Annotated in this window: 12 protein-coding genes (1 of these 12 cut by a window edge); 5 read left to right on the plus strand and 7 right to left on the minus strand. The window is 70.6% G+C overall.

Annotated elements, in window-relative coordinates:
- Nucleotides 1-5534: part of a preprotein translocase subunit SecA coding region (locus LL648_RS00005; RefSeq protein WP_441344295.1), annotated on the minus strand (this coding region is incomplete at its 3' end). 26406 nt of the annotated region lie to the left of the window's left edge; the window shows 5534 of its 31940 annotated nt.
- A gap of 785 nt (nt 5535-6319) precedes the next feature.
- Here LL648_RS00005 and LL648_RS00010 point away from each other — a divergent pair.
- The 3 genes from LL648_RS00010 (at nt 6320) to LL648_RS43635 (ending at nt 8358) form a co-directional block, all read left to right on the plus strand.
- Entirely contained in the window at nt 6320-6532 is a 213-nt protein-coding gene (locus LL648_RS00010) for a hypothetical protein (RefSeq protein ID WP_232660258.1), read from the plus strand.
- Between the two features lie 31 nt (nt 6533-6563).
- A complete protein-coding gene (locus tag LL648_RS00015) occupies nt 6564-7502 on the plus strand; it encodes a response regulator transcription factor (RefSeq protein WP_232660259.1) in 939 nt (312 codons plus the stop codon).
- A gap of 733 nt (nt 7503-8235) precedes the next feature.
- Nucleotides 8236-8358 carry a hypothetical protein gene (locus LL648_RS43635; RefSeq protein WP_255684279.1) on the plus strand — a complete coding sequence of 41 codons (123 nt, stop codon included), beginning with the start codon at nt 8236-8238 and terminating at the stop codon, nt 8356-8358.
- On the opposite strand, the gene LL648_RS44915 is transcribed toward LL648_RS43635, so the two are convergent.
- Nucleotides 8318-9205 (minus strand): helix-turn-helix transcriptional regulator, encoded by an 888-nt coding sequence (locus LL648_RS44915; RefSeq protein WP_232660260.1) that lies wholly within the window; start codon nt 9203-9205, stop codon nt 8318-8320. The two genes, LL648_RS43635 and LL648_RS44915, sit on opposite strands and share 41 nt — an antisense overlap.
- A complete protein-coding gene (locus LL648_RS00025) occupies nt 9195-10214 on the minus strand; it encodes a tetratricopeptide repeat protein (protein WP_232660261.1) in 1020 nt (339 codons plus the stop codon). Before LL648_RS00025 ends, LL648_RS44915 begins: the two co-directional genes overlap by 11 nt.
- Between LL648_RS00025 and LL648_RS00030 the strand changes: the two genes are divergently transcribed.
- Entirely contained in the window at nt 10213-10419 is a 207-nt protein-coding gene (locus LL648_RS00030) for a hypothetical protein (protein WP_232660262.1), read from the plus strand. The two genes, LL648_RS00025 and LL648_RS00030, sit on opposite strands and share 2 nt — an antisense overlap.
- 130 nt (nt 10420-10549) lie before the next feature.
- Here the strand turns inward: LL648_RS00030 and LL648_RS44920 are convergent, their stop codons facing one another.
- On the minus strand, nt 10550-11353 hold the full coding sequence (locus LL648_RS44920) for a helix-turn-helix domain-containing protein (RefSeq protein WP_232660263.1): 804 nt from the start codon (nt 11351-11353) through the stop codon (nt 10550-10552).
- Nucleotides 11354-11743: 390 nt separating this feature from the next.
- On the opposite strand from LL648_RS44920, the gene LL648_RS00040 reads away from it, so the two are divergent.
- Entirely contained in the window at nt 11744-12682 is a 939-nt protein-coding gene (locus LL648_RS00040) for a winged helix-turn-helix domain-containing protein (protein ID WP_232660264.1), read from the plus strand.
- Between the two features lie 559 nt (nt 12683-13241).
- Here LL648_RS00040 and LL648_RS00045 read toward each other — a convergent pair.
- The 3 genes from LL648_RS00045 to LL648_RS00055 form a co-directional block, all read right to left on the minus strand.
- Nucleotides 13242-14159 carry a CPBP family intramembrane glutamic endopeptidase gene (locus LL648_RS00045; RefSeq protein ID WP_232660265.1) on the minus strand — a complete coding sequence of 306 codons (918 nt, stop codon included), beginning with the start codon at nt 14157-14159 and terminating at the stop codon, nt 13242-13244.
- Between the two features lie 70 nt (nt 14160-14229).
- A complete protein-coding gene (locus tag LL648_RS00050) occupies nt 14230-14895 on the minus strand; it encodes a dihydrofolate reductase family protein (RefSeq protein ID WP_232660266.1) in 666 nt (221 codons plus the stop codon).
- Nucleotides 14895-15398: an SRPBCC family protein gene (locus tag LL648_RS00055; protein WP_232660267.1), complete on the minus strand. Its 504-nt coding sequence runs from the start codon at nt 15396-15398 to the stop codon at nt 14895-14897. The genes LL648_RS00050 and LL648_RS00055 overlap by 1 nt, the downstream gene beginning before the upstream one ends.
- Between the last annotated feature and the right edge of the window lie 2 nt (nt 15399-15400).

Here is a 15400-nt window from a genome sequence, read left to right on the forward strand (position 1 = left end):
GAGCTGGTCACCTTCCCGGAGCACGTCGCCGTGCCCTCGCAGAGCATCGCCGCACCGGCGACCGATGCCGCCGACGGGCCTGCCGGCAACCGGGCCGCGTTCACCTTCGCGTCCTCACCGGCGAACGCCAGCGCGGCGCCCGGGCCGGTCGTCGCGTTGGATGCCGCCTTCAGCTCGCAGACGCCGTCGCACGTCGCCGTGGCCTCCGACGTCCGCGGCACACCGGCGTTGATCGCCCCGTCCCATGCCGTGCTCGTGGTCTTCACCGAACCGGTGCAGGCCTGCTCGCACGAGATCGTCGCGTTGGAGGAGGACGTCGACGTCGGCCCGCTGAGCGGCTGGCCCGCGAGCGGCTTGCCGGTCGCCGGGTCCGTCACCACGAAGTCGGGAGCGCTGGACGCCTTCGACGACGACTCCCCGAGGCAGTCTCCGCCGTCCACAGCGCACTCGGCCGAAGCCGACGTGCCGCGCGCCTCCGGCGAGACCGCCGTGTCGCGTGCGCTCGTCGCCGCGGTCGCGGTGCCACCGCAGCCGCGACCGCCCTCGCAGCGGATCGTCGCGTCCGCCGTCGAGACCGCGACCGGGCCCGACACCGCGACCACCGCGGCGGGGTCGGTCTTCTTCGTCGTGCTCACCGGGGCCCGATCGGCAACTGACGTCTCGCCGGCCAGGTCGCACCCGCCGCCGACCCCCTTCGTCGAGCAGTTCGTCGACGACGTGCTGTCGCGCACCCCGGTGATGTCGCCCGACGCCGCACCCGACGTGTTCGCCGCGCCCGTGCCGGTGCAGTCGACGCTGTTGCAGTCGACCCGCACCTTGGTGGTGCTGCCGGCGGTCAGCGCCCGGGTCGCCGGCTTCTCCGCGGTGCCCGCGCTGGCCGCCGTGAACAGTGCCGAGGTCGTGCGCTCGCTCCTCGGGGCCGGCTCGTCACCGAGCTTGGAGCCCGACTCGGCGCGGCAGTCGCCGCCGGCGGTCGTGCAGTTGGTGCTGCCGGCGGTCTCGCGGACCGCGGCGCCGGCAACCGTCTTGCCGTTGGTGCTCGTGGCGCCATTGCCCTTGCAGGTCGCTGCGGCGCAGTTGACCTCGACCGCCGCGCCGCCCTCGCCGGAACCCTCGGTGCGCCCCTCGGCCGCGTCGGCGCCACTGACCGCCTTGCAACCACCAGCGGTCACCGCGCAGTTCGCCGCACCGCCGGCGACGACCTGCCGGTTCTCGACCGTCGGGGCGGGCGTCGCGGGGGCCGCAGTTGCCGCCGCGGCCGGCTCGCCGAGCGCCGGCGCGGTCGCTGCCGTGTCACGGACGACAGGAGCGGGGGTGGTGACGGTGGCGGTTGCGTCGGCCTTCGTGTCGGTGCCGGCGGTGCCCGTGCAGTCGGCAGCCCCGCCGCCGCACGTCACCTCGGCCGTCGCCAGGGCCTCGTTGCGGCCGCCGGAGTGGGTACCGCCGTCCACCTCGACGCGCACAGCGGTGCCGCAGCCGTCGGTGGCCGCATTGCACGTGGCCGTCGCCGCGCCGGAGTGCTTGTCGGTACCGGTCACTTCGGGGCCGGTCATCGTCACCGCACGGGTCGTCGTCCCGTCGAGCGCGGCCTTCTCGGGATCGGTCTCCCCACCGCCGACGCCGTTGCCCGACGTGCGGCAGGAACCTGCCGAGGTGCGGCAGTCCGCCTCGGCACCGGACAGATCGGCCCTGCTGGACTGGGAACAATCACCTTGGCCCAGCGAGCACCACCCGTCGGCCTTGTTCTCACCCGCCGAGGCGTTGCTCCCGCAGCCCTGCTCGGCGCCGCTCAGCACACAGGAGGCGGAGGCCTTGTTCTCACCGGATCCGGTGGACGCACCACACCCGCTGGAGACCCCGGCCAGCGCCATGCACCGGTCGGATTCCTGCTCGTGGTCGGCCGAATCGGTGACCGAACGGCACTCGACGAACGCCCCGCTCGATCCACACCCGGCGGCGGACCCGTCCTGCGGCGCCCACGTGGGCAGCCCGGCCGGACGGTCGCGCTCGGTCATCGCACGCAGCTCGTCCGTGGACTTGTAGAGCTCGCTCCGGTCCTCGTCCAGCTGCGCGGCGTTGCGGTCGTACACATCCTTCGCCAGCGTCCCGGCGGCAACCTGCTTCTCCTCGGCAGCCAGCGCGGTCTCACGGGCGGAGATGTCGCGGTGGCCGTCGACCACCTCGTCGATCAGGTCGGCGCGGTTGCTCGAAAGCTGCGCCTTGTCCGCTTCAGCCTGCGCGGAAAGTTCGTTGTGCGCGGTCTCGCGCTTGGCCAGCTCGTCGGCGGTGATCGTCCCGGCAGCAGCCTGCTTGCGGGACTCCTCCAGCTCGGTGGCGGACTTGTCGGTGTTGATCCGGCCTTCGAGCGCCTTCTCGGTCTGCTCGGCGTACCAGGACCGGTACTGCTCGGAGTCTTCGTCGCCGGCTGGTGGGCCGCGACCCGACAGCATCGACGCGAACCGGGTGGTCGGTTCGTCCGAGACGCCGGTGCAGCTCTCGGAAGCCGCGCACATCTGCCGCTTCCCCGAAGGCTCCAGGCCGGCCGGGGCGCCACCACCGGTCGGATCCGAGCCGAACCGCTTCCGCAGCTGCTCCACCGTCGCCGGGTCGCCGCCGTCCGGCAGCCGGCTCAGGATCTCGCGAGCCTGGTCGATCGCACGATCCGCGTCCTCGGCAAGCCCGGCCGCCCAGTCGGTCACCCGCTCGATCAGCTCGCCACCGGGAGTCCCGCCCAGCCACTCGGCCAGCCCGGAGCGGTCGCGCCCGCCGTCCTGCCCGGCCTCCCGCCCGGCTTCCCGTGCGGCCTCGCGCAGCCAGCTCGCCACGTCGCCGTCGAGCTGCTCACGCAACGCTCCTGCCCGCTCGGCGACGTCCGCCGCCCAGCCGTTCGCCTGCCGGACCAGCTCGGCGACCTCACCGGATCGATCCGAGCCACGGCCGCTGTCGGCTCCCCAGCCGTCGGCCTGCTCGTCCCCGATCCAGCGGGCGAGCTCGCGCCCGTCCATCCCGCCGGTACCGCCCTCTCCGAATGCACCAGCACCGAACTCACCAGCACCGCGTTCCTGCAGCCGCTCGGCCCACTCGGCGGCGCGCCGACCCATGTCGAACGCGTCGTCCGGGCCGTCGGCGCCCGTGCCGATCCGATCCGAGATGCGCTCGGCCCACTCGCCGGCCCGCTCGGCCCATTCGGCCATGCGGTCGCCGTCCCCGTCGCGTCCGGTGAAGCTCTTCGCCCAGTCGACCACCCGGCGGGCGAGCTCCGCACCGCCGGCGCCGCCACGAGGCGCATCGGCGTCGGCGCCGCGGTCACCCGCCAGCTCCTCGATCCGCCGGGCGAGATCGGCGCCCTCACCGGTCAGCCGATCACGCAATTCCTCGGCCTGCTCGGTCAGCTCCGCACCCCGACCCTCGACCCGCTCACGCAACCGATCGGCCCACTCCGCGCCACCGGGCGACTCCCCGTCGGCACTGAACTTCCCATCGACGCTGTGCTTCCCGAGCCACTCGCCGACCCACCGCGCGAGTTCGTCGCCGCCACTTCGGTCAGCGCCGTCACCGCGGTCGCCCGCCAGCTCCTCCATCCGCCGAGCCAGATCAGCGCCCTCACCGGTCAACCGGTCACGCAATTCCTCGGCCTGTGCGGTGAGTTCCGCAGCCCGACCCTCGACACGCTCACGCAACCGATCGGCCCACTCCGCACCATTGGACTGTGCTTCCGGATTATGGGCGTCCGCATTGTGTTCCCCGAGCCACGCCGCAAGCTCGTCCCCGCCACGGCGGTCAGCACTGCCGCCTTCGTCGCCCGCCAGCTCCTCGATCCGCCGGGCGAGATCAGCACCCTGTCCCGTCAGCCGATCACGCAATTCCTCGGCCTGCTCGGTGAGTTCCGCAACTCGGCCCTCGACCCGCTCGCGCAACCGATCGGCCCACTCGGCACCATCGGAATCCGGGTCACCACGGTGCTCCCCGAGCCACGCCGCGAGCTCATCGCCACCACGGCGATCGGCGTTGTCACCGTCGTCGCCGCGATCGCCCGCCAGCTCCTCCATCCGCTGGGCGAGATCAGCGCCGTCACCGGTCAACCGGTCACGCAATTCCTCGGCCTGTTCGGTGAGCTCGGCAGCTCGACCCTCGACCCGTTCGCGCAAGCGGTCGGCCCATTCCGCGCCGTCCGACGAATCCCCGTCCTCGTCGCGGTCACCGGCCCACCGGGAGATCTCGTCCCGGATCCGATCCGACAGATCCGATTCGACATCCGAACGCCCGCGTTCGGTGGCGGTCCGGTCGTCAGTGTTGGAGTTGGAGTCGGAGTCGGAGTCGCGTGACCCGGCATCCCGAACCCATTCGGGAAGGCGCTCGTCGATGTTGTTGCTCAGCGCGGCCCGAATTCGCTCGGCCCGATCGCCATTGGCCGAGTCAGCAGTGGCCGAGTCGTCGCCGTTCGAGTCCGAATCCTCGTCGGTGCTCGCCCAGCGGTCCGTGATCCGCTTGTCGAGCTCCGCGCGAATGCGCTCCGCGAGATCGCCGCCGCGCTCGGTTTCCTGCTCGCCGTCGCCGTAAGCCGCATCGCGCTTCCGGTCGGCGCCGTTGTCCGCGCCGTTCTCCGGGTCGTTGGCGTCGTTGTCCGCGTCGTCACGTTCGGTCGAGCGCGCCCATTCGGTCGCGTCGTCCTCCGATTCGGGCCGCTGCTTCGCTTCGACGTTCGACTGCTCGTTGTCATCGGGCTGCGAGTTGTTGTCGGCGGCCTTCGCGGAACGGTCGGAGCGCGCGCCGCGGTCCTCCCGCGGCTCGTCCGCCTTCTCGTTCCAACGCTTCTCGCTCGATTCCTCGCCGGACCCCTTGTCACCCTTGTCCGCGTTCGAGCTGTACTCGTCCGAGCGCTCATTGTTCGGGCGATCGTTGTTCGAGCTGCTGCCGTCCGAACGGTTGTCAGCGGCCGAACCGTTGTCATCCGAGCCGTTGTCGTCCGACCCGTTGTCCGAGCCGTTTTCTGGGTCGCTCTTGTAGTTCGTGTCGTCGCCCGAGTCGCCCGCACTCGAGTAGTTCTCGTTCGAACCGTTGTCGTTCGAACCTTCGTCGTTCGAGCTCGAGCCTTCCGACTCGTTCCCGTCCGACCCGTTGGACGACCCGCCGGAATCGCTTCCGCCGGAATCGCCACCTCCCGAATCGCCGCCCCCGGAATCGCCGCCCCCGGAGTCGCCGCCCCCGGAGTCGCCATCGCCGGAATCGCCGGAATCGTCCCCGCCCCCGCCGTTCCCACCGCTGCTTTCGGTGCCCGCGATCGGCATTCCGGCGGCGCGCTCCTTGCTCGCCTTCAGAATGCTTTGGGTGAACGACACGGCCGGTGCGGCCGCGGCTGCGGGAGTGGCGAGCAGTGCCGCTCCGGCCCACAGCGCGGCGACCGCAAGGGCGAGCCCGGCGGCCCACCGCAGGACTTCCAGCACAACCTCGACGGGGCGCATGCGCAGCCGTACGACGCGGACGGACACGGCAGGGCTGGCGCCCTCACCGTGTTCGACCTGGCGTCCGTACATGCTGTGCTTCTCCCTGTGGTTTGCCGCTGCTGCCCGGGTGGGCGGCGACGGACCGCTGAACCTGCTGGTGGAGGCGCCGTAGCGCGGAGACGAGCGTGAGACATCGGCCTGCGGCACCAATGGGCGATTGCGCGGAATCAGCAATCGTCGGGCAAGCCGAGGCAGGCTCGCCGGGCGGCGAGCCGAGTTTCGGGACACGCGTCGCGTCTGAGACACAACCCGTGTTCCACGAGCATCACGCGGCCGGTTGCGAAGCGACAGCAATCAACCGATCGAGCCCATCCTTGGCGGCCCGACGCAACGATGATGCACCTTCTGGCCGCTCAAAGCCAGTCCAATCGGTACTCAACTTCGCGTCACCGATGGCCACTTTCGGCCACCACCACGTCTCGCCGCCGACCGGTCAGGCGGCGCCGGCGCCCTCCGGGGCGCTCGGTGCCCGGCCCCGCGGACCGTCGGACGGGTGTCGATCGGGGGCGTCGGCAGGACGGTGCCGAGCCGCCGACCCTCCTCGGGTGCGGGACCCGAGCGCGCTCGCCGGCCGGGCGTCGACGGATCGTGGCCATGGTCCGTCTTGTCGCTCGGAATCCTCGCTTACGGACGAATGAGCGCCGCCGCACGAGCATCGTTGTCCCAATTTTCCAAGACCGGGCCGCCGGCCCGCTCGTAGCCTCGGTCGACCCCGAAAGGATGGTCGGACGTGCCTGGAATTGAGGTGAGGGACCCTGTCTGGTCAAACACGGAACGACGCGACGCCGGCTCGGTGCCGCACCGCGTTCGTGCAGATGAAGATGCATATCGAGGCGATGAGCAGCGTCCACGAGGACCTGCTCGCAAAACTGCTGCAGGCGGGCTCCGATCGGGACGAGCTCGAGCGCGCGCCGACCCGCGTGCTGGAGAGCGTCGACAACGGCGACATCACCGACATCGCGGCTCTCCGCTCCGCGGTTCGCGACACGGTCCGCACCGTCGCAGGTATCCCGAGGAGCCGAACGTGAACGCTGGGCCGACTCCCTTCCGGATCCTGGAATGCGCGCCCTGCTGATCGCCAACGACGATCGGGACCGGGGCCCTCTCGCCGAGTCGTTGATCCGGCACCGGCTGGATCTGACGATCGTCCGTCGTGGAATGCACACGCTGGACGACATCTCCGCGACCGACGTCGTGCTGTTCGAACTCGGGCTCCCCGACTTCGACGGTCTCATGGGTTGCCGGGCCATCAGGGCCGCGAGCCGCATCCCGATCGTCACGTTGACGGTTCGGTCCGGCATCGACGAACGCAACCGCAGCATCCGCAACGGAGCCGATTCCTTCGTGGTGGGCCCGTTCGCAGTCGGTGAATTGATCGCGCGCATCGTCGCCGCCCGGCGACATCCGCCCCGGCCGCGGATCGAGACGGTGTGCCGCCGTGACGATGTCGTCGTCCATCTTCTGCGACAACACGTGACGGTGGCCGGAACGCCGGTGCTGTTGTCGAGGAAGGAGTACCAGATCCTCGCGATGATCTGCGTCGAGGACGGCGCGATCTGCAGCAGGGAACGGATCGTCGCCGAGAACTGGAATCCGGGGTGGCTCGGCGTGGACAACACGCTGAACGTGCACGTGGCAACGATGCGCTCGAAGTTGGGTCGGCCCGGGCTGATCGAGACCGTTCGTGGATCGGGCTATCGACTGGCCGGCACCCGGCCCGGACCTCCGCTCGGGCCCGAAAGGAGCAATGGCAGCGCGGCCAGGATCGGGCATCCCCGGCTACACGACCTCGCGATCCGCGGTCGGCAGATGGCCCAGGAGCGCTGGCGCAGAGAGATGGCGCAGAAGAGCCGGCCTGCTGAGTCGCGGGACGTCAGCAACGAGCAGGCCGGCTCTTCTGGTGGGAACGAACCGGGTTGCGCGTGTTCAGCAACCCGGGTACGTCGACCACGAAACGAAGTTGGCGATCGGGAAGCACTGCGAACAGGCGGTCCTTAAATCGAATTCCGGCAACGCGACGTCGCAGAAACGGTCGAGCGATTTGCCCCTGTTGCACCCCTCGACCTGGGAAGACAGAATCGGCGGATGGTGAGGGCACCGGCCCGGAAGGCGCTCCGCGTCCATTTCACGGCCGCGGACCTGGCCCGGACGACCGTGGCCACCGGCCACGACGCGGTGTGGGAACTCGTTCTCAGCGTGCAACGACTGCAGCACCGACACCCCGTCGGCAGCCGCCTGGCGCCCATTCCGGGGGAGATCCTCGACTGGCGGTCGAACGTCGTCACGAACCTGGCCGGGCAATCACTCGGCCACACGGTCCGCGACCACCTCCTGCCCCTGCTCCCGCTGTCGACGTACCTCCCCGATTTCCTCACGCCGCACAACGCGGAGCCCGGGTTCGGCGGCTTCCCGACCGGGATCGACACCGTCCTGTCCACGCCGCGGCTGCGGATAGCTCATGAGCTCGATCGCCTGACGACCCGCAGCGGAGCGCCGAGCTGGGGTGCCGAGCTCGCCACCGGGGACCAGGCGGCGCTTCGGGTCCTGCACGAGACGACGCAGTCGTACTTCGCCACCGCGATCGCCCCTTACAGGGCGCATATCGAGCAGCGGGTCGCGATGGAGGCGACCCGGCTCGCGGGGATCCATCGCCATCACCCACGGCACCACCACCGCGGAGATCCGACGACGGACCGGGATCTCCCCACCGCAGATCTCCCGGCATGCCGCCGTGCTCCGCGACAACAACCTCGTCGTCGAGGCCCGCCACGCCGGCCGGCTCTTCTACTCGCGCACCCCGCTGGGCGAGATCCTCATCGGGGACGTCTCGAACTCGGGCCGATCGGGCCGGTGAGCGAGAACTCGACGCCGCTGCGCGGCGTGAGCAGGCTCGGCGACCGGCCGGTCAGCTCGACGAAGTCGTTGTGGAGATGCGGTTGGTCGTAGTAGCCGCAGCGCATCGCGGTCTCGGCCATCGACGTTCCCCGGTTCAGCAGCAGCATGGCCTGCTGAACCCGCAGGAGCCGGCTCATCCGCTTCGGGGAGATCCCGATCTGCTGTTGGAACGCCCGCGTGAGGTGCCGGCGGCTCAGGCCGACCTCGTCGGCGACACGTGACACCCGGGCGCGGCCGTTGCTCGCGCGCATGCAGGTCGACGCGTACGTCAATCGCGGATCAGCGGGCGCGCCCGTGAGCACGGCGCGTTCGACGCTCGATCGCAGCAGCGCCACTCGCATGCCCTCGTCGGCGGCGGCGACCCGTTCGGCCAGCCGGCGGCCGCGGGCGCCGAGAACGTCGCCGATGTCGGCGATCGTGTCCGTCAGCTCCGACATGGGCATGCCGAACGCCGCAGCCGCCGCGAGCGGCGTGAGGTGGACGAACACGCAGTGGTGCAGCCGGCTCCACTCGGTCGCGGCCGGGACCGTCGTCGGACCGACGACCCACGCGGTGGTGTCGGCCGATGCGCGCCAGAGCCGACGCGGTTCCAGTACCTCGATGGGACTGCCGAAGTTGATCACCAACTTGACCAGACCGGACGGCACCCTCCACTGCCGGACCGGTTGCGGGAGGTGCGTGCGGATCCCCGCCGCGCGCACCACCCCGGGGACCGTCGACGCGGAATGCTCGTGCCCACCGGCCAGCTGCATGTCGCCGCGCAGCACAGCGACGTCGATCTCGTCCACCTCGGCCTCACTCTGCACCGCGGCGCTTCTCCTCAGCGAGGGCCCGAGTAGCGAGAGTCACGTCGTGGCCGGGACCGAACAGCCGCTCCGCTTCGGTGTGGAGCTCGTCGGCCGCGGTCGCGGCACCGGTCGCGTCGGCCGCCCGTGCGCACCAGGTCACGAGTCCTACCCGCGCGTGGAAGGTCAGCGGGTCGTCGGGTCCGAGCACCCGGAGTGTGTCGGCGAGCAGCTCTTCGAACCTGGTGGCGGCGCCGGCCGGGTCGCCCGCCTCGCCCCAGGCCGAAGCATGGAACAGCCGGGCGACCAACGTCTCGGGATGGTCGGCCGGGTACTGCCGCAGCCGGGCGGCGAGCACCTCCTCGTTCGCGCCGAGCGCACCGTCCAGGTCACCGGCCCGGCCCCGCCGATGGGCGACCTTCCCCCAGAGATCGACGGTCTCGCGATCGTCGCGGCCGTGCAGACGCACGTGAGCGGCGAGCAGCTCCTCGTACGCCGCCGCGGCGCCGGCCGCGTCGCCGGCCCGGCCCCGCCCGTGAGCAACGGTGTTGCGGGTGGCGAGGACGTCGGGGTGGTCCGGCCCCAGCAGCCTCAGCGCCTCGACGAGCAGCTCCTCGTGCACAGCGAGAGCGCCGGCTGGGTCACCCGCACGCTCCAGGCAGAACGCGAGGTCGTTGCGAGCCTGGAGCGACCTGACGTCATCGGGACCGTGCACCCGCAACACTGCGGTGAGCAGCGTCTCGTAGTCGGCGAGCGCGCCGACCACATCCATCGTCCAGTGCCGCTGGCTGGCCAGGTCGTGGCGGGTGACGAGGGTGTCCGGATGATCGACGCCGAGCACCCGCAACCGATCGGCGAGCAAGCGCTCGTAGGCGTGGACCGTGTCGATCCCACCGACCGTCCGGCCCAGCCAGTGGCAGAGGTTGTGGCGCGTGGCGAGCGTCTCGGGATGATCGGCTCCACGCAGCCGCACGACGTCCGCGAGCAGTTCCTCGTACGCGGATCGAGCGTCGTCTTCGTCGCTCGACATGCCCCTGCCAGTGGGCGAGGTTGTTACGGGTGGCAAGGGTCTCGGGGTGATCCGGCCCCAGCACCCGCCGCATGTCGTCGAGCAGCTCCGCGCAGTCGCCGGCAGCGCGGAACTCGTCACCTTCCTCGCCCATCCGGTAGGCGAGGTTGTTGCGCGCGGCGAGCGTGAGGAAGTGGTCGGGGCCGAGGTGTTCCTCGGCCTGTGAGCGGATGACCGTCCAGCGCTGCACCGCGATGGAATCGCACTCCGACTCGGCGAGGCAGCGCCATGCGTGCCACAGCGCCGGCCGCCACCGCGGAGCCGAGGGCGGGCTGGCCCACCGCGACGGGGCCGGCTCAAGCGGCATGGGAGAAGCCCCTCCCACCGCGCACCCGCACCTCGCTCGGCGACCGACCGGTCAGCTCCCGGAACTCGCTCTCGAGGTGCGACTGGTCGTAGTACCCGCAGATCGCTGCCGTCTCGACCGGCGAGGCACCGCTGCTCATCATTCCCAACGCCCGCCCCACCCGCATGATCCGACCCATCTTCTTCGGCGGCAGCCCGACCAGCCGGTGGAACTCGCGGGTGAGGTGCCGCCGGCTCACCCCGACGTCCTCGGCGAGCGGACCGACCCGGACGTCACCGTGGCTGGTGTACATCCGGCGCCACGACTCCGCGAGCCAGCCGTCGACCGCCGGCCCCTGCAGGACGGCCTGCTCCGCCATGAAGCGCAGCATCGGCACGCGGTCGCGCTCGGGCGCGTCGGCGATCCGCTCGACCAGCCTGCGGCCGCGCTCCCCCATCACGTCACGGATGTCGGTCATCGCGTTCGTGAGCTCCGCCATCGGCACCCCGAACATCGCGTACGCCCCGAGCGGCGTGAGCTGGAGCTGGACGCCACTCTGCGAGCCCGACCATTCCCGCAGCGACGGGCTGTCCATGGGGCCGGCGATCATCGCCGGCGCGTCGGCACCCGCCCGCCAGTCCAGCGGCCCGCCGCCGATCACCCGTGGCAGGTCGCCGAAGCTGATGATCAGCTTGACGTTCGCTCCGGGCACCTTCCACTGCCGCCGGACCCCGGCGAGCTGCGCCTGCACCCCGACTGCCCGGACCACACCCGGGACCTGCGAATCCGACCACCAGACACGTGCTCCGTCCACGTGCATGTCACCGCGTAGCTCCATCGTCCGCACGCTGTACATCGCGATCCCCCCGATCGCTGCAACCAGGCCGAGCAGCTTTTCCGGCCCACGACCGGAAATCATGGGAAGGCGCACGCCCGACGTCCACGGACTTGCGCCCAGACGCAAACCGGCACGCAGGAGCCGCAGCGCGGGCTTAAGGAAGGCCTTCTGGAATCGGTGCCGATGGATCTAGCCTCCGCTGGAGGGCTTGAGCCGAATCGGAGGGCACTGCCGCTGAGCGCCACGCACCGAGACGATCCGGCGCCCGCCAGGTCCGCCGGGTCGTTCACGCTGCGCATCCACTTCACCTCGGACGACCTCAGGCGCACACACGTCAGCTCCGGTCCCGATCCGCTGTGGGAACTCGTGCTGAGCCTGCACCGCCTGCAGCACCGGCGCCCGCTCAACCACAACGGGCCACCCGTTCCGCTCGACATCCAGGAGTGGCGTGCCACCACCACATCGCTGCTCGCCGGTCAGCCGCTCGGCCGCGCAGTGCGGGATCACGCCCTGCCGCTGCTCCCCCTGGCGGCGTACTTCCCCGACTTCCTCACCCCGCACACCGCAACCGCCGGATTCGACGAGCTCGAATCCGGGATCGACGACGTGCTCTCGACCCCCAAAACGCGGATCTCCGACGAGCTGGGGCTCCTCTCGACGCGCAGCCCGGCGCCGGGTTGGGGCGCCGATCTGGCCAGCGGACGCACGGATGCGCTGCGGACGTTGAGCAGAACGCTGCGGACGTACTACTCGACCGCCGTGGCACCGCACCGCCGCTCGATCCACCGGACCGTCGCGGCCGAGTCGGCCAGGCTCTCCGGGATCCGGACCGAGCTCGGCATCGACGCGATGCTCGCCGGGCTCCCCCCGCCGAGCATCTGGCACCAAGCCGAACGAGTGCTGGAATCGGCCTACCCGTTCGACGCCGACGTCCACCTCGACGGTCGCGGCATGATCTTGGTGCCCTCGTGGTTCTGCTACAACATGCCCGTCAAGCTCGCCGATCCGGGCCTGCCTCCGGTGCTGGTCTACCCGATCCCGCGGGAGCCGCCCCGGCCGCCCGACCCGGAAGCGCTGGCCAAGCTGATCGGCCGGACCCGCGCCCAGATCCTCCTCGCCGTCACCCACGGCACCAGCACGGCGGAGATCCAACGCCGGACGGGCGTGTCGGGCGCACAGCTCTCCCGCCACGCCGCCGTGCTCCGCGACAACGACCTCATCGTCGAGGCCCGGCACGCCGGGCGGGTCTACTACTCACGGGGCCCGCTGGCGGACGACCTGACGTCACAGCCGCCGGGCACTTGACCCCGGCCTGCCCTCCCCACCCGGCGTGCGCGATGGCGAGATGGGTGCGGGACGCACACGTTGCCTGGAAAGCCACGTTCCCAGCACTCCCCGACCCAGCCGCTGGCGCCGGGCAGGCCGCGTACCCGGCCGGCGCCCGTGGCGAACGGGATGCGTGCTTTCCGCACGCGGTGCCAGGAAAGCCACTTTCCTGGCACTCCGGTGACACCTCCCCGGGTGCGCCGGCGGGGTGCCCTGGGAAGGGCACCCTTCCTTGGCCCAGTCCCGGCCGAGCTTGGTCGGATCCCGGTCTGGCTGGATTGAGGATCCAGCCGCCCGCTGCCCCTGGGTCAGGAAGTGAACGAACGGCACTTTCGTCCACTAGGTATGGACGAAAGTGCCGTTCGTTCACCGACCCCACCGCGCCCGGAGAACAGGTCGTGCGTCGGCCACGCGTCACCTTGCCGGCGGCGGTCCAGAGGAGGCCGTCGACATCAACCGAGAGCACTGCCACCTCGACGCCGCTCCCGGGGAGCTGCGCAAGCAGGACGCTACGCAGGCGACGGCCGACTGAGGAGGTTTACCTTAAGTCGGGATCGACCCCGTTCGAGGCGACGGACGATTCGGGCTGCGCAGCCTCCGCGGCTGTGGCCGCTCCGGATCGATAGCCCAGCCGTCCCCGGGTGGCGACAATGCAGACGACGGCCAGCACCATCGACGCGATGAGCAATGCGGTCAGCGAGTCGCGGCCGGCATCCATCGTCGGGAACATCGGCGCCCACACGAGCGACGCGACGCTGTTGAGGCTGCAATGGAAGAGCATCACGATCGGCAGGCTCTCGCCGGTTCGATTGAACAGCCAGGTCATCACGATGCTCAACGCGATCGCGGCGAGCATGAACTCGCCGAATTGACGAATCGTGACATCCGGCCACCCGGCCCACCCCGTGAAGAAGAGCGGGAGGTGCCAAGCACCCCATAGCGTGCCGACGACGAGGGTACCGGCGAATGGACCGAACCGGCGTTGCAGGAGCGGCAGCGCAAAATCCCGCCAGCCCGGTTCCTCGGCAAGGCCCGTCGTCGCCAGCTGCGCCAGCAGCATCGGGACATACGCGAGCAGCAGCCCGAGAGTCGGCGGCCGCAATGCCTCCCAACCGCCCGGCAGGAGCAGCGTCGCGAGCACGTATACGACGGGCACACCGACCAGCACCGCCGCGTACCAGTGCCATCCGACCCGCAATCGAATCAGCCGAGCACCCCACCTGCGCAACGCCGGGCGACCGCCGGAGAGCGCTGTCACGAGGAACGCCGCACCGATGGGGCCGACGAACGAACCCGGCATGACACCGAGCGTCTGCGCGCTGCCCCATACCTCCGGGACGCGGATCGGCACGATGCCGAGCCCGGTGCCGCCCAGCACGAACGGCGACCAGGCGAGCCAGCTGAGCAGATAGCTCAGCGCGAAGAAGGACAGGAGCGGGTGTCGACGGATGAGCACGGAACGATCACAGCAGCGGCTGCGGCGGCCGACATCCTCGCCAGCACCCCGATGCGTGGTAGCGCCCGGGCTACCGCTTCTGGACGGTGTAGGTCAGGTGCGTCACCTTCGGCGAGGACACCGTCCGGACCGGTTCCAGCGCGATCCGGTCCGCGTCCACGCCCTCGAACAGGCGGGTGCCGGCGCCGAAGAACACGGGCGACAGCGTGATCGAGAACTCGTCGACCAGGCCGGCGTTGAGGTATTGCAGGACCGCCGCGCCGCCGCCGGCGATGCGGACGTCGCGGTCATCGGCGGCCTCGCGAGCCCGGTCGAGAGCCTGCTCGATGCCGTCGTTCACGAAGTGGAACGTGGTGCCGCCGGGCCGCTCCCACGGGTCACGCTCGGTGTGGGTCACGACGAAGACCGGGGTGTGGAAGGGCGCCTCATCCGGCCAGGCCAGCTCGCCGGCGTCGAACATGCGCTTGCCCATCACGTTCGCGCCGGTGCGCTCGTGGGCTGCCCGCACGATGTCGTTGTCGACTCCTTCCTCGCCGCCCTCACCGATCTTCAGGTTCTCCCGCATGAACCGCTGCGGGAAGGCCCACGCCTGCAGCTCCGACCACTTCGTCCGCCACCGCTGGACCTTCGGGTCGTCCTGACCAGTGGACGAGAAGACGTCCTCGAAGGGCACGTCTTCGGGCGCGATGAACCCGTCGAGCGACATCGTCACGCTGAAGAACACCTTGCCGCCCATCAGCCCTGCTCCCCCTTCTGAAGGGTCTCGGCGACGTAGGCGGCCAGGTTGTTCAAGGTCTGCTTGCCGGCCTCGATCGCGCGGTACTTCTCGACCGCCTGATCGCGCTGCTGCCTGGTGGCGAACACCGTGCGCATCTCGACCCGGGTCGTCGCGGCGTCCGGTTCGAGGGTCAGCACCGACTCGAAGGCGTCCGGGTCATCGCGGGACTCACCGTGCATCAGCACGATCCGCTCAGGCGGCACGATCTCGGTCCACGTGATCCACTCCGGGTAGTCGGTGCCGTCCGGCCCGTGCAGCACGAAGTCCCAGACCCCGCCCTCGCGGAACTCGAAGGACCGCGTGGTGGTGGTGAACCCTTCCGGACCCCACCACCGCGACAGGTGCCGAACCTCGGTGAACGCCTCGAACACCAACTCCCGCGAGGCGTCGATGACCCGGGAGACCATGATCTCCCGATCGGCCGGCGCCGACTCCCGCGCTTCCTGCCTTGCGCTTGCCACTG

The sequence above is a fragment of the Pseudonocardia sp. TRM90224 genome (assembly GCF_021245725.1).
Lineage (GTDB): Bacteria > Actinomycetota > Actinomycetes > Mycobacteriales > Pseudonocardiaceae > Pseudonocardia.

Excerpts from the sequence above, each read along its gene's own strand:
- LL648_RS00015 (WP_232660259.1), top strand. The coding sequence starts at position 6,564 with ATGCGCGCCCTGCTGATCGCCAACGACGATCGGGACCGGGGCCCTCTC.
- LL648_RS00030 (WP_232660262.1), top strand. The coding sequence starts at position 10,213 with ATGCCCCTGCCAGTGGGCGAGGTTGTTACGGGTGGCAAGGGTCTCGGG.
- LL648_RS00050 (WP_232660266.1), bottom strand. The coding sequence starts at position 14,895 with ATGGGCGGCAAGGTGTTCTTCAGCGTGACGATGTCGCTCGACGGGTTC.
- LL648_RS00025 (WP_232660261.1), bottom strand. The coding sequence starts at position 10,214 with ATGTCGAGCGACGAAGACGACGCTCGATCCGCGTACGAGGAACTGCTC.
- LL648_RS00010 (WP_232660258.1), top strand. The coding sequence starts at position 6,320 with ATGAAGATGCATATCGAGGCGATGAGCAGCGTCCACGAGGACCTGCTC.